The 18,414-nt window shown below is 67.4% G+C and carries 15 protein-coding genes; 4 read left to right on the forward strand and 11 right to left on the reverse strand.

Translation table 11 applies throughout. From position 1 onward, the window contains the following. Positions 1 to 197 precede the first annotated feature (197 nt). Positions 198 to 1,070 carry a glucose-1-phosphate thymidylyltransferase RfbA gene (gene rfbA / locus BKH32_RS04945; RefSeq protein WP_075248908.1) on the forward strand — a complete coding sequence of 291 codons (873 nt, stop codon included), beginning with the start codon at positions 198 to 200 and terminating at the stop codon, positions 1,068 to 1,070. 139 nt (positions 1,071 to 1,209) lie between these two features. Here rfbA and BKH32_RS04950 read toward each other — a convergent pair whose 3' ends face one another. The 3 genes from BKH32_RS04950 to BKH32_RS04960 form a co-directional block, all read right to left on the reverse strand. Further along, positions 1,210 to 2,946 (reverse strand): DUF2142 domain-containing protein, encoded by a 1,737-nt coding sequence (locus BKH32_RS04950; RefSeq protein ID WP_430383786.1) that lies wholly within the window; start codon positions 2,944 to 2,946, stop codon positions 1,210 to 1,212. A gap of 54 nt (positions 2,947 to 3,000) precedes the next feature. Continuing rightward, complete coding sequence (locus BKH32_RS04955; RefSeq protein ID WP_075248910.1) at positions 3,001 to 3,930, reverse strand: SDR family oxidoreductase; 930 nt, start codon at positions 3,928 to 3,930, stop codon at positions 3,001 to 3,003. Positions 3,931 to 4,053: 123 nt separating this feature from the next. Beyond that, entirely contained in the window at positions 4,054 to 5,175 is a 1,122-nt protein-coding gene (locus BKH32_RS04960) for a glycosyltransferase family 4 protein (protein WP_075248911.1), read from the reverse strand. 167 nt (positions 5,176 to 5,342) lie between these two features. On the opposite strand from BKH32_RS04960, the gene BKH32_RS04965 reads away from it, so the two are divergent. The 3 genes from BKH32_RS04965 to BKH32_RS04975 all read left to right on the forward strand — a co-directional run bounded on the left by BKH32_RS04965 (position 5,343) and on the right by BKH32_RS04975 (position 8,656). After that, complete coding sequence (locus BKH32_RS04965) at positions 5,343 to 6,455, forward strand: glycosyltransferase family 4 protein (protein WP_075248912.1); 1,113 nt, start codon at positions 5,343 to 5,345, stop codon at positions 6,453 to 6,455. Continuing rightward, positions 6,452 to 7,462, forward strand: coding sequence for a glycosyltransferase family 2 protein (locus BKH32_RS04970; protein WP_075248913.1), 1,011 nt, complete (start codon positions 6,452 to 6,454; stop codon positions 7,460 to 7,462). Before BKH32_RS04965 ends, BKH32_RS04970 begins: the two co-directional genes overlap by 4 nt. 138 nt (positions 7,463 to 7,600) lie before the next feature. After that, positions 7,601 to 8,656, forward strand: coding sequence for a glycosyltransferase family 2 protein (locus BKH32_RS04975; protein ID WP_075248914.1), 1,056 nt, complete (start codon positions 7,601 to 7,603; stop codon positions 8,654 to 8,656). A 21-nt stretch (positions 8,657 to 8,677) separates the two neighbouring features. On the opposite strand, the gene BKH32_RS04980 is transcribed toward BKH32_RS04975, so the two are convergent. From BKH32_RS04980 to BKH32_RS05015, 8 genes are all read right to left on the reverse strand, one after another. Further along, the gene (locus BKH32_RS04980) at positions 8,678 to 9,931 is read right to left on the reverse strand and encodes an ABC transporter ATP-binding protein (protein ID WP_075248915.1); all 1,254 of its coding nucleotides are present in this window, start codon (positions 9,929 to 9,931) and stop codon (positions 8,678 to 8,680) included. Between the two features lie 8 nt (positions 9,932 to 9,939). Further along, positions 9,940 to 10,806: an ABC transporter permease gene (locus BKH32_RS04985; protein WP_075248916.1), complete on the reverse strand. Its 867-nt coding sequence runs from the start codon at positions 10,804 to 10,806 to the stop codon at positions 9,940 to 9,942. Positions 10,807 to 10,810: 4 nt separating this feature from the next. After that, entirely contained in the window at positions 10,811 to 11,905 is a 1,095-nt protein-coding gene (locus BKH32_RS04990; RefSeq protein WP_075248917.1) for an NAD-dependent epimerase/dehydratase family protein, read from the reverse strand. 145 nt (positions 11,906 to 12,050) lie between these two features. Then, positions 12,051 to 13,145 (reverse strand): acyltransferase family protein, encoded by a 1,095-nt coding sequence (locus BKH32_RS04995; protein ID WP_075248918.1) that lies wholly within the window; start codon positions 13,143 to 13,145, stop codon positions 12,051 to 12,053. Between the two features lie 18 nt (positions 13,146 to 13,163). Beyond that, the gene (locus BKH32_RS05000) at positions 13,164 to 15,047 is read right to left on the reverse strand and encodes a rhamnan synthesis F family protein (protein WP_075248919.1); all 1,884 of its coding nucleotides are present in this window, start codon (positions 15,045 to 15,047) and stop codon (positions 13,164 to 13,166) included. Between the two features lie 81 nt (positions 15,048 to 15,128). Further along, entirely contained in the window at positions 15,129 to 15,971 is an 843-nt protein-coding gene (locus BKH32_RS05005) for an NAD-dependent epimerase/dehydratase family protein (protein WP_075248920.1), read from the reverse strand. Positions 15,972 to 16,035: 64 nt separating this feature from the next. Then, complete coding sequence (locus BKH32_RS05010; protein ID WP_075248921.1) at positions 16,036 to 18,096, reverse strand: rhamnan synthesis F family protein; 2,061 nt, start codon at positions 18,094 to 18,096, stop codon at positions 16,036 to 16,038. 110 nt (positions 18,097 to 18,206) lie between these two features. Continuing rightward, the coding region (locus tag BKH32_RS05015; RefSeq protein WP_256690931.1) for an LGFP repeat-containing protein at positions 18,207 to 18,414 on the reverse strand (208 nt) is incomplete at its 5' end.

Consider the following 18,414-nt stretch of genomic DNA (forward strand, 5'->3'; position numbering starts at 1 on the left):
CCCTTCTGTGCGCACAGGTCTTGGTCTCGGCGCCACCGAGTCAGTGAGGCGCCACCGTGCGAGTCTATCGGCGCGGTCTGTTCGACACCCCTCAGACCGAGCCATCAGGGACGGAACGTGCCGGGGACCACGGAGAAGAGCTCCCGATCCGCCCGATCCTGGCGCCGTTCGGGGCCGGAATGGGTCATGCTTGGGGTATGCGAGGAATCATTCTGGCCGGAGGCTCCGGCACGCGACTCAACCCGATCACCCTGGGAACCTCCAAGCAGCTGGTCCCCGTCTACGACAAGCCGATGATCTACTACCCGCTGAGCACCCTCATGCTCGCCGGGATCCAGGACGTCCTGGTCATCACCACCCCCCACGACGCCCCCTCCTTCCACCGCCTCCTGGGCGACGGCTCCCAGCTGGGCGTCAACCTGTCCTACACGGTTCAGCAGGAGCCCAACGGCCTGGCCCAGGCCTTCGTCCTGGGGGCCGACTTCATCGGCTCCGACAGCGCCGCCCTGGTCCTGGGCGACAACATCTTCTACGGCCCCGGCATGGGAACCCAGCTGCGCCGTCACACCAGCCCCGACGGCGGCGTCGTCTACGCCTACCAGGTCGCCGACCCCACCGCCTACGGCGTGGTCGAGTTCGATGAGAACTTCAAGGCCATCTCCATCGAGGAGAAGCCGGCCCAGCCCCGCTCCAACTACGCCGTTCCCGGCCTGTACTTCTATGACAACGACGTCGTCGAGATCGCGAGGGACCTCAAGCCCTCCGCCCGCGGCGAGTACGAGATCACCGACGTCAACCGCACCTACCTGGAAGCCGGCAGGCTCTCCGTGGAGGTCCTGCCCCGCGGCACCGCCTGGCTCGACACCGGCACCTTCGACTCCCTGGCCGACGCCACCAGCTTCATCCGCACCGTCCAGCACCGTCAGGGCCTCAACATCGGCGCCCCCGAGGAGGTCGCCTGGCGCATGGGCTTCATCGACGACGAGGGTCTGCGCCGGCGCGCCGAGCCCCTGGTGAAGTCCGGCTACGGCGCCTACCTCCTGGGCCTGCTGGAGAACCAGCAGGCCTGAGCCGGCCACCGGGAGCATTCGGCTCCTTGCAGCAGCAACGCGTGCGGGCGGGAGACACCGGCTGGTGTCTCCCGCCCGCAGCGTTCAGCGCCGGCTCAACAACGCGATCTCGTTCCTGACGAGGACGACGGCGAGCCGGCTACTCCTGCTTATCGGCTGTACGCACCAGCATCGCCGCGGCGATCCCCAGTGCCGCGGTGGCAACGCATGTCGTGAGGAACCAGATCGTCATCGGTGGCACAGGTGCGTTCCACCACCACTCGATCCCCTTGTTGAGATTGAGCTCCCAGGGCTCCCTGTTCCCGTGAACATATCGCATGAGCAGCGTATGCAGGCTGATCGCCTGGCAAACAGCCCCGCAGATGAAGACCCAGACGGCCTGCGGGACCGTGAACCATTCCTTTTCATCCTGATCGATGGCCAGCATGAGGAAGAAGGTAGGCGCCAGCATCGGGAAGATATACCGAGCCTGGTATTCCTCGATGGGGTTCATGGCGCCGTTCGCGTAGAACACCGCCGGGAGCCCAATCATCGTCATCACGAGGACCGCCAGAGCAACCCACTTGCGCCACCCGCCACGGCGAAGAGACACTGCCACAAACGCTCCGGCAGCCATAATGGCCAACATATGGGGGCTGCGAATCTGCAAAGGGACATCATACCAGCCCGGACTCCACGCATGCCCCCAGAACCCACCAAGATACTTCGGCGCAGTCTCTATCCCAATAATCAGCTTCTCAACAAAAGACTGCTCATCAGCGGAATGAGCCGGCTCCTGAAGTCGGGAGAAGATAGAGACTCTGGACACCTGCAACGACGACATGAAGGTGAAGAACACGAAGACAATGACTCCGGCAGCGACACACAGCTCTCGCCACCATCGTCGAGCCCGTCGCACAGCGAAAATCAGGGCGAGGCCAACAACAAGAAGAACCAGCAAGGATTTCCCGATGACCGAATCCATCAAATTCGCAACACGGGAGAAGTAAGCGACCTTAGACGTCTGGGACGACGACGTGAAGACGACGGATCCAACGACAGCCGCCCCGACAAGAACGCACAGCTCCGGCCATCTCCTACGGGTCCATCGCACGCCGAAGAGCAGGGCGATGCCAACAACAAGAAGGAAGAAGGCCGCATCATATCGAGATGTCAGGCACATGACGGCACCGATCACGGCACAGAGCATCAGCACGCCGCGGGAACGCCCTTCCTGCCGGGTTGCCAGGTACAGTGCCGAGGTGTACACCAACAGCCCCGAGATGGCCCATGAACTGGGATTGACGGAGGAGATGAAATAGACCCCCATGGGGATCCACGAGGCTGCGACCGCCCCGATCAGCGGCCGTTTCAGTCTTTGGGGAGCACAGAAGCCGACTGTCCCCAGGAGAGCGACAGCGATGAGCACATTAACCCCGCGCATGACCAGCACCGAGGTCTGCACATCCTGACCGATGAAGAGGTGATGAAAGTGGTAGTACCCAAACGGGTAGGCATCATTGTCAAAACGCGCCGACCACCCCATCTCAGAGTCATCATAACCGGGAACACATCCCGCAGAAAGAGTCGATTTGAAGATATAACATCCCGCCACCCCGTCGGCCACCGCGATGGGGACACGGACCACCGGCTTACCATTGACCGTATCCATCGCGCATGACCCGCCCGCTGGACGCGGGCACCAAATGCTGCCCAGGTGATAGTCCTCGTCGGGAGACCCCTGCACTGGCGAGGACACCGCCCACCCGAGCCCGGTGAGCAGCATGAGGAATATGAGAAGCCCACCGATCAGCGCCGGTCGCCGAGGCGATGCCGCTCCGGTCGCAGAGTTGTTTGCAGTCGGCAGTCGAAAGTATTTTGCGAGCTCACGTCTCATGCTGATCTCCGACGGGAAACAGGGACGAGGGATTGCCATCCGGTCGGATTCAACCTACAGGAGCTCCCGAAGATAAGCCTCCAGGCGCTCCGAGGAGTCAGCCGGGGTGAAGCCCGTGGCCTTGATCTTGGAAAGATCCAGGGCGGAGCTCAGCGGCCGCGGAGCGATCCCCTCCTGACCGGCGTAGTACTCCTCGGTGGTGACGGGCGTGACCTCGTCGGGGCTGTGTCCAGCACGCTCGTAGACCCGCTTGGCGATATCGGCCCAAGAGACGATCGGGCCCTCTCCGGAGAGGTTGTAGGTGCCGTAATCGGCACTCGCGGAAATGAGATGGAGGATCCCCGCGGCCAGGTCGGAGGCGAAGGTGAGGCGGCCGGTCTGATCGGACACGACACTCGGCGCGATGCCGCGCTCGGCCAGGGAGAGCATCGTCTTGACGAAGTTCTTCCCATCGCCCACCACCCAGGAGGTGCGCACCAGGTAGTGGCGGGGGCAGACGCTGACGGCGGCGTCCCCGGCGGCCTTGGACTGCCCATAGACGCCCAGCGGCGAGGGGGTCTCCTCCTCGGTGTGAACCGGCGTGGCGCCGTCGAAGGTGTACTCGGTGGAGATGTGCACCAGGGTCAGGCCGTGCTGAGTGGCCGCCCGGGCCAGGTTGATCGGTCCCACCGTATTGGCTCGCCAGGACAGACGGCGGCCCTCAGGGGTCTCCGCCCCGTCCACGTTGGTCCAGGCGGCGGCATTAATGATGACGTCGTAGCTGGACCAGTCCCAGGCGGTCATGGCGACCTTGTCAGAGATGTCCACCTCCGGCAGGTCGACGCCGGTGGGCTCGAACCCCGCCTGCGGCAGGAGCGCCATGAGTGCACGCCCCAGCTGTCCGTTGGCGCCGGTGACGAGAACACGAGCGCGTGTCTGCCCTTCGTCGCGCCCGGCACATGGGAGGGAGGTCCCCTCGGTCTGCAGAGGCATGGTCTCGTTCACTGGTCGTCTTTTCCTTCCCACCTGGCGTCGTCTCGCCGAAGTCCTACATAGGAGTGACCTACCAGTGAAGCCTACACGAGCACGCTGCAGTGAATGAGCCCGTCGATCGGAGGGCGACAGGCGTCAGCGTGCCATGGCGGCGCGGTAGGCCTCGACGTGAGCCTGGGCGGAGGCCTTCCAGGTGAACTCGGCGGCCCGCTTGAGGGCCGCGGCCCCCAGGGCCCGACGCCGCTCGGGCTGGGCGTCCAGGACCACGAGAGCCCGGGCAATGGCCTGAGCATCCGATCCGCAGTAGGCCACGGCATCGCCACCGACCTCCGGCAGGCTCAGCTCGCGGGTGGTCAGGACGGCGGCCCCGCAGGCCATGGCCTCGAGCACCGGCAGACCGAAGCCCTCGCCGATGGAGGGGTAGGCCAGGATCTCGCATCCGGACAGGAACCCGGGCAGATCCTCCAGGGGCAGGTAGCCGGGCCGCAGAACGTTCAGGTTCGGGGGGACCTCGGCCAGGGCGGGCTCAATGTCCGCGTCCCAGCCGGGTCCTCCGGCCAGGACCAGGGCCGGGGCGTCGTCGGAGTCATGGAAGACCGACTTCCAGGCGCGCACCAGGTTGGGAACGTTCTTGCGGGGCTCAAGGGTCCCCAGGAAACCGATGTAGCGCTTGCCCTCCAGGCCGAGGGAGGCGGCCACGTGGGCCCGCTCGGCGTCGTCGACCGGGTGGAACACGGAGGTGTCCACGCCGTGGTAGGCGACGTGGAAGCGCTCGGGACTGCCGCCGACGTACTTGATGGTCTCGTCGCGAGTGGCCTGGGAGGGCACGACGAGCGCGTCGGCCCTGTGCACGGCCCGGCGGATGGCGTTGGTGAAGAACTTCTGCTTGAAGGGCGAGTGCGCCTGCGGGTGGGAGAAGAACGTGGCGTCGTGGAGGGTGACGACCACGGGCACCTGGTGCAGGGCCGGGAAGGTGTAGTGGGGCGAGTGCAGCACATCGGGGCGGATGCGGCGGATGAGGGCCGGCAGCCCCGTCTGCTCCCAGGCCATCCGGGCGCCGCGCGACTCCATGGACTGCGAGACCGGGAAGAGGTGGGCGCGGGGCACCTTGGTGGAGAAGTGCGCCACGTCCCGCTGCTGGACGGCCATGGCCAGGTTGACGCCGGAGGCGATGAGCTCGGGCACGAGGTCGTCGACATAGCGCCCCACGCCTCCGAGATCAGCCGGGATCGCCGTCGCATCAAGAAGAACCTTCATGACGGCAGGCTACCGCGCCGCGCGTGGGCACCCCGTACTCTGAGCCCATGAGCGCAGATCCTTCCCGCCCGGCGCACTCCCCGGCCCCTTCCCCCTCCCCCGCCTCCCGCACCGCGGCCTCCACCACCAAGGGCCCCCGCCCACCGGCTCGCCCCCGCGGCCCACGGGTGGGCATGGTGGTGGAGCAGCTGTGGCAGCCCGTCCCCGGGGGCTCGGGCACCTACATCGTCGAGCTCGCCCAGGCCCTGCGCGCCCGGCGGGTGCCCGTGGCCGGGATCGCCGCCCATCACCAGGGAGCCGCCTCGCCCCGGGAGGTCGGTCTGCCGCCGATGCCGATGCGCTCCTCCCACCTGCCGCGCACCGCTCTGTACGAGTCCTGGAACCGTCTGGGGCTGCCGCGGGCCGAGTCCATCCTGCCCGGCGCCCAGCTCATCCACGCCACGACCTGGGCGCTGCCCCCCACCTCGCTGCCGCTGGTCGTCACCGTGCACGACCTGGCCTTCCTGCGGGCGCCCGAGCACTTCACCGCGCGCGGCAACGCCTACTTCAGCCGTTCCCTGGAGCGCGTCATCGCTGAGGCCAGCGCCATCGTCGTCCCCTCCCAGGCCACCGCCGATGACTGCATCGCGGCGGGCATCGACGCCGCCCGCCTCTACGTCATCCCCCACGGGGTGCGCACCCGCCCCGTCACCGACGAGCAGATCGGGGGATTCCGGGCCACCCGGGGCCTCACGCGCGACTACATCCTGTGGACGGGCACGCGCGAGCCCCGCAAGAACCTGCTGGGGCTGCTGCGGGCCTTCGCCCTCCTCATCGAGGAGCACGACGACGCCGGCGGCCTCGACCTGGTCCTCGTCGGTCCGGCCGGGTGGGGCGACGACGCCGCCGAGCGCGAGCTGCTGACCCGGCTGAGTGATCGGGTCCACGTCACCGGCAGGCTCGACGACGACGAGCTGGCGGCCGCCTACAGCGGCGCCCGTGCCTTCTGCTTCCCCTCCATCTGGGAGGGCTTCGGCCTGCCGGTCCTGGAGGCCATGGCCTACGGGACCCCGGTGGTCACCAGCGCCGGGACCTGCATGGCCGAGGTGTGCGGGGAGGCCGGCCTGCTGGCCGACCCCGCCTCGCCGCGTGAGATCGCCGGCCTGCTCGCCCGGGCCATCGGAGCGGAGCACGACGAGCTGGCCGAGGCCGGCCGCGAGCGCGCCCGGACCTTCACCTGGGAGGCCTGCGCCGCCGCGCACACGGAGGTCTATCACGCCCTCATCGGGGGTGCGGTGTGACGCAGCCCGTCAGGCGTCCCTCAGCTCGCGTCGTCATCGTCAACTGGCGCCAGGCCGAGCTGACGATCCGGGCGGCCCGCTCCGTCCGTGAGCAGCTGGGAGACGGGGACGGGCTCGTCGTCGTGGACAACGCCTCCGGCGACGGCTCGGCGGAGCGACTTCGCCGAGAGGGACTCACGGTGGTCGAGTCGAGCGAGAACCGGGGCTTCGGCGCCGGCGTCAACCTCGGGGCCCGGGGCATGGTGGAGGACGTCCTCGTCCTGCTCAACAATGACGCGGTGGCCGAGCCCGGCTTCCTCGAGGCGCTCCTGGCTCCCCTGAGCGTTCCGCCATCCGCAACGGCTCCGGCCGCGGCAACGGCGCGGATCCTCCTGGCCGGCCGTTGGAAGCCCGCCTCCCCCGGCCAGCAGGACGCACTCGTCTCCCCGCGTACCGGGAGGTGGACGCGCGTCGGTGACGAGGCCGCCGCCCGCGGCGAGGGGGAGGTCCTGGTCAACTCCACGGGCAACCTGGTGGACGCCTCCGGCAACGGCTATGACCGGGACTGGCTGGTGCCCGCCGAGCGGGAGCACTCCCCCAGCGAGGTCTTCGGCCTGTGCGGGGGCGCCTGCGCGATCCGGCGTGAGGCGTGGCAGGCCCTGGGCGGCTTCCGCGAGGATCTGTTCATGTACTACGAGGACACGGACCTGTCCTGGCGCCTGCGTGAGCGCGGCTGGGGAGTCCTCTACGTGCGCGAGGCGGTGGCGCGCCACGAGCACGCCTCCTCCTCGGGCACCGGCTCACCGTTGTTCATCCGGGTCAACGTCCGCAACCGGATCGTGACGGCGGCCGCCCACAGCCCGGCCCCGGTGGTGATGCGGGCACTGGCCCGCACGCTGGTGCGCTCCCTGCGGGGACCGCAGCGCGGTCCGGTGATGACAGGACTCGCCCAGGCGGTCGCCCGCCTGCCACGCGAGCTGCGTCGACGTACGAGGGGCCGCGCGAGACGCCCGTCGAGAAAGCGCTGATTGCGGCAACCGACTACGCCGGCCGCGCCCAACGACTACAGTTGCGTAACCGGGACGTCGTCAGACGCCCCGAGCCCTTCGGCAGTATCGCCATACACGCCGCGTGCCCCCTCATCGGATCAAGGAGGACCCCCGAAGATGGCTGGACAAGCCGCACGATCCCCGCGAGTCACCGTGGTGACCCGGACTCGGAATCGTCCTCTGATGCTCACCAGAGCGGTTCAGTCGGTTGGAGCGCAGACCTTCCAGGACCTCGAGCTCGTCATCGTCAATGACGCCGGCGAGAGTGAAGCGGTGGACCAGGCCCTGGCGAGCGCACCCGAGTGGCTCAAGGAGCGCACCCGGGTGGTCACCAACGAGACCTCCCGTGGCCGCGAGGCCGCCCTGGAGGACGGTCTGGCCGTCTCCTCCTGCGAGTTCTTCGCGATCCATGACGACGACGACTCCTGGGAACCCGGCTTCCTGGCGGCCTGCGTGGCCCATCTCGATGAGAACCCCGGCCACGGCGCCGTGGCGGTGAGCTGCGACCTGGTTTTCGAGACCGTCACCGACGACGCCCTGACTGAGCGCAAGCGAGAGGCACTGGCCCCGGGTAAGGAGAGCTGGACCCTCATCGACACGATGGTGGCCAACTACGTGCCGCCGATCTCCCAGCTCATCCGCCGCGAGGTGGCCGACCGCATCGGTCACTGGGACGGCAACCTGCTGACCCAGGCCGACTGGGACTTCAACCTGCGGCTGCTGGCCACCTCCCCGGTGGGCTTCATCGACGGGGAGCCCCTGGCGCACTGGCACCACCGCGACTCCACCGACGAGACGATGGGCAACTCCGTCGTCGTCGACGCCATCCACCACCGCATCGACAACCTCGCGATCCGGGACCGCTACGCGCGCCTGTCCCTGGAGAGCGACGGAGCCGCAGGCCCCTCCCCGAAGGACGGTCCGACTGAACCGGCCGGCTTGGGCCTCATGCTGGTCTCAGCGGAGTACTACCACCGGCTCGAGCAGCAGCTGAAGCAGCAGGACGCCCAGATCGCGAAACTTCATGAGGCCATGTACGACCTGCATCTCTCGGTGCGGCAGGGCCTGCTCCAGCTCCGCGACACCAGGGCGAGGATCGACCACCTGGAGGCCACGGTCAAGCCCTTCTTCCGCACCGTGGCGCAGCACGTCAAGAGGATCGGGCGACGCTGAGCGGCAGCCCCGTCGGCGCCCTCAGTCCTTCTTGGCGACCGTGACCATGGGGCGCGGCGGGGAGATCCGTTCGTAGTGAGCGCCCAGGGCCACCAGGCCCCCGGACTCCATGCGCGGTCCGGGGACGATGTCGAAGGAGGTGGCCTTCTGGTAGGCGTCGATGACGCTGGAGAGCTGCCAGGGCTGGATGGACCCGGAGATGAGGTAGGCGCCCGGCCGCAGCATCATCGCGGGAATGGAGACGTCCACGGCCCCTTCTCCCGGCTCGATCGTCTCGGGCTGGAAGCCGTCGTCGAGGCCGTGCAGGCCCCAGACGAAGGTGCCCTCACGGGTGTCGATGGAGCAGCCGAAGACGGGCTTCTCGAGCGTCTCCTCGCAGCGGTAGTGCAGCCGGATGGTGGCCTCGTCCCCGGTGCGCATGGAGCCCACCGGACGCCCCCTGCGGTCGAGCAGCTCGATCCGCGTGATCTGGGCCTCGCCGCTGCCGAAGCGGGTGCCTTGCCCGTCCTTGACCTTCTTGGCTCCGTGGGTGATATCGGAGTACTTGTCGATGACCTCGGGGGCCGGCCCGACCTCCTTGAGCCGACCGTGGTCGAGCCAGGCGACCTCGTCGCAGAAGGTGCGCATCTGGGCCAGGCCGTGGGAGACGACGACGACGGTGCGGCCGTCCCCGCGGAACTCTGCGAACTTGTCCATGCACCGCTCCTGGAACTCCATGTCACCGACGGCCAGGACCTCGTCAACCAGGAGGATCTCCGGCTCGACGTGGATGGACACGGAGAAGCCCAGGCGCACGTACATGCCCGAGGAGTAGTTCTTCACCGGCTGGTCGATGAACTCCCCGACCCCGGAGAAGTCGACGATGTTGTCGAACTTGGACTCGATCTCCTTGCGGCTCATCCCCAGGATGGCGCCGTTGAGGAAGATGTTCTCCCTTCCGGAGAGCTCGGGGTGGAAGCCGGATCCGACCTCCAGCATGGCGGCCATGCGTCCGCGTGCGGTGATGGATCCGGAGTTCGGAGCCAGGATCTTGGCGACGCACTTGAGCAGGGTGGACTTGCCCGAGCCGTTGTGCCCCATGAGCCCGAAGGTCTTGCCCTCGGGGATGTCGAAGGTGATGTCCTTGAGCGCCCAGAAGTCCTCGTAGACCCCACGGCCCCGCTGCAGAATGGCGCCCTTGAGGGACTGGTTGCGGTGGTGGTAGATCCTGAAGCGCTTGGAGACGTCCTCGATGCGCACGGCGGGCGATGCGGAGGTTCCTTGTGATGCAGCCATCTGACGTATCAGAGCTCCTCAACGATGCTTGCCGAGTGCCGGCGGAAGAAGGTCAGGCCCATCGTGAGCATGATGACCGCCCACCCCAGACAGGCCAGGGAGACGGGCAGTGATGGCAGGGCGAAGTCGTACAGGCAGGATCGGAAGGCCTCGAGGTAGGTCTCGGCGGGGTTGAGCCGAGCGATCGTCGCGATGGGGATCGGTGCTCCGTTGATCTGCCAACCGGCGTCGAACAGGCGGTTCTGAACCCCGTTGAGCATGGTCAAGGGGAAGACGACGCCGGAGGCGTACATCCAGATCTGGTTGAAGATCTGCCACAGGTGACCCAGATCCCGGAAGTAGACGGTGGCGATGGACAGGATGAGCCCCAGCCCGACGGCGAACATGCCCGCCAACAGGGTGACGACGAGCAGCGCCGGAATCATGAGCAGGACCCCGGGGCCGCCCATCATCATGGCGATGAGGATGAGCACCAGCAGCTCGAAGGCGAAGTCCACGGCCAGTGACAGCACCGCGGAGTAGATGAGGACCTGGCGGGGGAAGTAGACCTTCGTGAGCAGCCCCGCGTTGTTCACGAGGGCGTTCATGGACGTCATGATGCCGCTGGAGAAGAAGGTCCAGCTGAGCACCCCGATGCCGATCCACAGCGCGAAGGAGTCGATCCCGGAGTTGCGACCCGGTTCCACGCCTCCGCGGAAGACGACGCCGAAGATGAGGGCGAAGATGGCGATCGTGGCCAGGGGGTTGATGAAGGACCACAGGCGTCCCAGCGCCGTTCCCTTGAACTCCGAGGAGACCGAGCGCTGGGTCAGACGCAGGGTGAGGTCCAGCGTCTGTCGGGCCTCCTCCGAGCGAAGCAGCCGAGAGAGCCGCATGGATTCACACCTCCGTCGCAGTGCCAGTGGACGAGTTGGAAGAAGCCTCTGTCTGAGCATCGATCCAGTCGCACAGCCGGTTGATGCCTTCAGTGACACCGACCCGGGGCTCCCAGTCCAGTGCCTGGCGGGCGCGGGCGGTGTCCGCCCAGGCGGCACGCACGTCACCGTCGCGGAACTGGCCGGTGACGTGCGGGGCGGGCGCCCCGTAGTGCTCGGCGATGGCCTGAGCGACCTGCATGATGGTGGTCCGCTCCCCCAGGCCGATGTCGTAGGGCAGGGCTGTTGCGGGTGAGCGCAGGACGCCGGCCACGACGGCGGAGGCGACGTCGTCGATGAAGACGAAGTCCCGCACGATCTGACCGTCCTCGTAGACCGGGATGGACTGTCCCTGCTTGGCCAGGCGGGCGAAGAGGGAGACGATGCCGGTGTAGGGGTTGATGAGGGACTGGCCGGGACCGTAGACGTTCTGGAGCCGGTAGAGCACCGGGGTGACTCCGAAGGAGCCGCACCAGGAGGTCACGAGGTTCTCCTGGCAGAACTTGGTGGCGGCGTAGACATTGGCCGGGGACGCCTTGACGGCGGTGGAGGACTGGATCGAGGGGGTCAGGCCGGTGAAGTCCCACTGCCCGGCCTCGAGCATCGCGTGGGTGCGCTGGCCGGGGTAGGCGGTCCGTCCCTCGGCGTCGACCCACTGCCCCTCACCGTAGACGGCCCGGGAGGAGGCCAGGACGATCTTGTCGGGGCGGATCCCGTGGCGCACGAGGGCGTCGAGCATCCGGGTGGTGCCGACGACGTTGACGTTCGCGTGGCGGGAGGCCTCGGTGAGGGACTGACCGGTCCCGGTCTCCGCCGCCAGGTGGACGATGACATCGGGAGCGGTCGTGGCCAGGATCGAGTCCCAGTCCTCAGCGACGGACACGTCCAGGCGGCGCAATTCCACTCGCTCATCGAGCTCAGCGGGACGCGCTTGGGACGGGTGGATCTGCGGGTGCATGTTGTCCAGGGCCACGACGCGGTCGAAGGCGTCCGCCAGGTCACGCGAGATCGCGCAGCCGATGAATCCGGCACCACCTGTCACAAGGCAGGTACGGGTCACGAGGGTCTCCCTTGGGTAGTCGAGTCGGGCCGGTGGGGCGCTGACGGGGCACGTCACGGCCTCGCCACTATTCTCGGCGCTGCCAGGCTGGATGATGCCGGCCGGTGCCGTTGCCTTCGACACGCCGAGGGGTCGCACGCCACTCTCAACGCTCAGCCCCGGAGACCTCGGGCCGCCAGGTCATGCCTTGGAACGCCTTGGTGAAGAAGTCGATGACGGCACCGGTGACCTTCACCAGCCCCACCGACAGGGCGAAGATGATGACGCACTCGGCCGCCAGCAGCATGTAGCGCTGAATGGGGTTGAAGCCGGCGACGTCGATCGTCCTCAGGACCTGTTCGATCACCACGTGGTGGACGAGGAAGATCGGGTAGGAGTAGGTGGCGATGAGGCTGACAAGGGCCCGCACCGGCTGAATCGCCACGTAGCGGCCGACCACCACGAGGATGAGGAAGGCCGAGATCCCCACGATGGTGGTACCCACGTCTTCGGGGATCTCCTCGGGAAACATGGCCGAGACGGCCAGGACCGCTGCTGCCGGAATGACGGCGGCCCCGGGGACCTTGCGGACGTAGAGGACGACATAGCTGCCGAAGGCCAGCTCGGGAAGTCGCGTGGTCAGCACCGCGGCGGAGGGGTAGGTCGGGAAGTAGCGGTGCATGATCACCACGGAGGCGGCATAGACCACGAGGAGCACGGCTCCGGTGATGACCGGAAAGCGGTCAATGGCCCACAGCAGCAGCGGGAAGACGAGGTAGTACACGAGAATGAAGCCGAGGAACCACTCACCCAGCAGATACATCGTGCGGAAGTAGAAGGCCTGGGCGAGCCCGTCGATACCCAGCACCGTGAGGATGACGGACTTCGCCGGCGCTGCGTTGGGCAGGCTGCCGTTGGTGGTGAGGAAGAAGGCGAGCGCTACCAGGACCCAGGCGGTCCAGAACATCGGGTAGATGCTGCGGAAGCGCTTCCAGTAGAAACGCTTGAGATTGATCGGCCGCCGGTAGGTGAGGGTCAGGGCCGCCCCGGAGATGATGAGGAACAGGGAGACGCCCAGGGCGCCCACATAGATGCCGAAGGGCTGGTAGGTCAGGACGTACCCACCTCCCTGGTCCTTGAGATGAAAGTTGAAGTGGGTGAGGACGATGAGCGCAGCGGCCACCGCCCTGGTGAGGTCCAGGTAGAAGACCCTGGTCCTTGTCCTCGTATGTTGTGCCGGTTTCGTGGTCATGTCCGGCATCGCAGCACCACCCGGATACTAGGCTCCTCGCAGTTTATGGTAGGCGCGTCTGGCCGGCCCCTTGAGGACCGGTTGGACGGACGCCGGAACCCATCGATTCAGCCGTCCCTTGAGCCATTGCCGGGTCGTCGGCGGGGACTGGATCATCTCCACCATCTGTGTCTCCGTGGCCCTGCCCCAGCGGTCAGCGATGGCGGAGGTGAGGTCACGCACGTAGAAGGACAGGTTCGTCAGCTCAATGCGGGCGAAGGAGTCGGAGAAGAGCCAGCCGCAGTAGTAACCGGCCCCCTGGGCCACGTAGCCGTGAGCGCGCTCGATGGCGTGCATGATGGTGCCGTCGATGCCGCAGGGCTCGGGCGGGAACTCCTCCCACTGCCAGTCGTGGTCGAACAGCGGCTTGAGGGCCTTGGGACGGAACCAGAACATGGAGCCCAGCGGCGCGACGGGTTCCTTGTCAGGGTCGAGGGGGACCTGGATCCCCAGCTCGTGCAGGAGCGCCTTGGTACGGTCGAAGTTCGGGCCCCAGCCCAAGGTGTAGACCGGGAAGTAGTCGGCGTGGTTGGGCGGCGTGGGAGTCAGCAGGCCCAGGCGCGGCTCGGCCTCGAAGGTGGCGATGACGTTCTTGACGAAGTCTCGCGTCGGCAGCAGGTTCTCGAAGCACTTGTAGGCGAAGCCGTCACCCACCGAGTACGGGGAGAGCTGGGTGACCTTCTTGTCGTGGGTGTAGCACACGACGTCGTAGTTCTGGACGACGTCCTTCCACCCCACCAGGAAGGGGCCGACGTCGCGTCCCCGGTTCTCCACGAGGCGCACCTCGATGTTGAAGGGAAGCCCCTGGCAGGCGGCCTTGACCTGCTCGACCTTCTCCGGGCTCGAGGTGCTCAGGAAGATGTCGATGCCCTCGGGCATGTTGCGGATGTACTCCAGCGTCGGCTCAACCAGATCCATGTAGTACAGGTGCGCGATGAGAGCGACCCTCTGCTGCTTGGGCTCGCGGGTGACGGTCTGCGTGGGCAGGACATAGGTGAGCTGGAGGTTCTTCACCAGGTCCGCCATGTTCATGGAGCGCAGGGCGTTGTCCCAGATGAGGTTCACATCGAAGTCCGTGTGGTCACGCAGGTAGGCGTAGAGCTCGGCGCTGGGCTGGCCCACGGACTGGCGCAGGACGTCGTCGTAGGGGCGGAAGAAGGAGCGGCGCTTGAAGATCGGGCAGCGCTTGTCCCGGATGACCTCGACCGGGGCGAAGAGAATGGGGCTGAAGTTGAAGCCCTCCATGTCCTCGGTGTTGACGTAGACGTCGGAGGTGAAACCGAGGCGCTCGAAGCGCTGGGTGAAGGGGACCTCGTGCATGCCCACCGACTGCTCGTAGCCGTTGATCTCGGGCATCTCGTCCCAGTAGTCCTGAAAGGCCTTGGAGGTGACCAGGGAGCGGCGGTAGGCGTGGAAGTGGGACTGAAGGTGGCGGGGAAGATACCCCTCTTCGGCGTAGCCGAAGGGGTCGAAGGGGACCTCGTGGAACCAGGTGATGCCCCAGAAGTCGATGTTCCGACGGGCCATCTCGGTGAACATCTCCTCGAAGGGGTAGACCGGCCCCATGATGGTGGCGTTGAACAGCACGACCTCATCGAACTCGGCGAGCCTGTCCCAGCCGTGGCTCTCCATCGCCGTCTTGTAGGCCCAGACGTCCAGGCCCTCGTTCTCCCGCAGGATGATGTTGTCCGTGAAGGCACCGAGCTTGGCGTAGCTCTTGGCGGTCAGCTCGCCGTTGACGACGACGGTCAGCTCGGAGAGGTTCTTCACCATATCGGCGAGCAGAGTCTCCACGTAGGAGTCCACGACGCCCTGGGCGTCGAAGAAGAAGAAGATCCCGAGTCGCTTCGGGTCCTCGCCAAGCGTTGCCATGGTGTCCCTTCTAGACAGTGGTTCAGAGCCGCTCACTGCGGCAGAGGATAGAACGGGATGATACGGATCCACCCGAACGCGTCAGCGTGCGCTTGATGCGAGGATACGGCGGATCTTCGTCGGATCGCCCCATACACCGGGCGAGTCGTAGGGCCGATCCGGGAACGCCCCGTACTCCAGGGTGATGGCCAGGTCGTTGTCCCGGATGTAGGCCTCGACGCGCTCGGCCAGGGTCACGGGTTCGCCGGTGCAGGCGTTGATGATGCCGTCGACCTCGGTCTGGTCCACGATCGCGGCGATCTGTTCACCCAGGTCGTCCACGGAGATGAAGTCGTAGCGGTTCTTGCCGGTGGTGAAGGGGAAGGTGGTGCGTCCCTCCTCGGCGGCGGCCAGGAGCTTGGAGAAGATCGAGCTGCCGAACTTGTCGTCTCCGACGATGTAGTAGGCACGGATCCACTGAGCGACGGCGCCATGGGCCCGGGCGGACAGGAAGGTGGCCTCGCGCAGGGCGTTCTTGGCGATGCCGTACAGCGAGGCGGGAGCGCAGGGCGAGTTCTCATCGATGGCTCCCTCCCAGTAGCCGACCTCGTGCATGGTGCCCATGACGGCGAGCTGGGGCAGGCCACCGGCGTAGAGGTTCTCGATCAGGTGGAAGTGCTTGGCCAGGTCGTCCAGGTGGGCGTGGGAGGCGTGCTTGAAACCGTCGCGCCAGGCCATGTGCAGGACGACGTCGGGGCGCCCCATCTGATCGTAGATGTCCGTGTCCCCGGAGAAGAGATCCAGGCGAACCTTCTGGGCCCGCTCGTCGACGTCGTCGAGCCGCAGGTCCAGGGCCTTGACAGTCAGGCCCCGCTCCAGCAGTGCGGTGACGACGTGGCGGCCGATGTAGCCGCCGGCTCCAGTGACGAGAACTGTCTGTGCCATAGACCGGAATCCTAACAGGTGGAGATCTCGCGATGAGACGGAGGGGTGGAAGGGCCAGTTCCCGTCACGTGTCGGAGATGGGCCGGGTGGATCGCCGGGGGCGCAGACGCCCGCCGAGGGATCTCACCGCTCCCTTGACGCCGTCGGTGACACCCTTCGCCCCGCCGGTGACGTAACGGTACGCGGGTTTGAGGGCTCCTGCCATCTCAGGGTGATGGGCATCGACGTAGGAGCGCACCCGCGGCCCCAGCCCGGCTCGGGGCCCGAACCGGGCCTGCAGGAACCTGACCTGCTCATCGGTGTAGGCCGGCAGGTCCGCGGTGAGGGCCCGCTGCTTGTAGGCCAGGGTGCCGTAGAGCCGCCCGGCCCACGTGGGGGTGAGCACCTCGCGGGGGTGGAAGCCACTGGACATGGCCGCGTAGACGGTCAGCAGCTCGAGCACCTCGGCGGCGCGGGCGCGCTTGAGGCGCTCGGCCGACTGCTCGGGACCTGCCGCTGCCTGCTCGGTCAGCCGCACGAGCTCCTTGGCGCCTTCGCTCAGTGTGCGCAGCGCCTCGGGGCGGGCCAGGAACATGCCGCCGACCGGTGTTGCCGGAGCGATCGGGTCCAGGGCCGCCGTCAGGCCGAGCCGCCTGGACAGGGCCTGGGCCGCTCCGGCCAGGCCGTCCCACTGGGGCCCGTCGTGCGGCTGGCCGATGTGACAGGCGGCGGGCATGGCCAGCCCGAGGCTGGGGTGAGACTCGAAGAGGTCGATGAGGCCGGCCACGTGTCCCGGCGAGTCCAGCAGGCAGTCGAGGACCTGGCGGCGGGCGATGTCGTCAGCCCCCGGGGCGGGACCGTTCAGGGGCCCCGCCGTGATTCTCAGGACGAGGTCCACTGCGCCACCACTGCCGTCGCGGACGCCGTCGCCGTCCGAGCCTGCGGGGCGCCCGGGATCCCAGAGGTCGTCGCACTCGGTGAGGAAGGCGATGGTTCCGCGCGGGTCGAGGCCACGCACCACGCGGAAGGAGACAGCCGCCTCCCCCGCTGCCCCGTCCTCACCCGCTGGGCGACGACCGGTGATGCGCTCCAGGTCAGCGGCATCCAGCGGTTCGGGCGAGGTGACCACCACCCGCCAGTGCGCCGGCAGGCTCGCCAGGCGCGAAGCAAGCCCATCGGCCTCGGCGCGCTCGATGCCCTCCCCCGCTGCCGGGACGTGGACGATGGCGCAGCCCGCGGGCTGTTGCGCGGGAGAGCTCGTATCGGGGCCGGGTTCCGCGGACCGGGGGGTGGACTCGGTCACGACCTCGGTGAGCCCTGCGTTGACGATGAGGTCACGGGCGGCCGCGGTATGGACGACGTCGGACAGAATGAGGTCCTCGCTGTAGCCCGCCTGCGCTGCGGCCTCCAGCAGATCCCCGCCGACAACGGCCTGCCGGTCCTGGTGAAGGGGATCGTGGAAGAACGCCCGGCGCTTGAGCAGGGGGCAGCCGTCGGCCAGCAGCGCCGGGGCCTCCTCGATGGCCGGGTTGTCCGAGTGGTAGCGGTCCACGGGGAAGGCGACCCGCCAGGTGTGGCCGATCCCGGTGAAGTGGTCGGTGAAGCGCGACTCGTGCCACTGGATGGAGTCGCGGTAGGAGGAGACCGGCGGCATCTGCTCCCAGTACTCCCGGAAGGCCGGGTCCTCCAGGAGCCGACGGCGCACCGCGATCCAGTGGGACTGGAGGTGGCGGGGCAGCTCGCGCCTGGCGAGGAAGGGGTGGGGGCGCATGACGCCGTGCTCAGTCATGCCCCAGAACGAGATGTCGCCCCAGCCCTCGGCGCGGGTGAGGACCTCCGCCCAGGGGCATAGCGGCGCGTAGTAGGTGTGGTTGGTCAGGATGAGCTCGTCGACGTCGGCGAGCCGGTCCCAGCCGAGGTGCTCCAGCCCGGCCCGGTAGGCGCCGACGTCGAGTCCCTCGTTGGGGCGCTCAAGGATCTCGTCGCAGGATGCCTCCAGCCGAGCCCGGTCGGCATCATCGATGGGAGAGTTGGAGACCACCAGGATGTGCGCCGCATGGGGGCGCAGGGAGGCCAGGGCGTGGACGACGTAGTCACGGACCCGTTGATGGGAATCGAAGTGGAAGTAGACGATTCCTCGGTTCATGTGGCGTCCCTTCCCGGCAGGCTGGTCGACGAAGGCGGTTGATGAGAAGCAGCGAGGCGGCCAGTGTCTCATGCAGTCCTGATCGCCCCGCCGCGCTCCTCGATCCGGTCTCAGCGAACCGTCACCCTGCCTGTGGGAGATACGGATATCCGTCCCTTCTCGAAGGCCTGGGTCACGGTTCCATCTGCTTGACGGCTCTCATAACCGACGGGCAGCCCGGCCTTGGAGCGCTCCCCACCGGCAGCGGTCCACGCCGTCAGAATCGCACCACGCAGGAAGCTGGCCTTGCCCCCGGAATGCCAGTAGGCAACACCTCCC

This window comes from Actinomyces oris (assembly GCF_001929375.1).
Classification (GTDB): Bacteria; Actinomycetota; Actinomycetes; order Actinomycetales; family Actinomycetaceae; genus Actinomyces; species Actinomyces oris_B.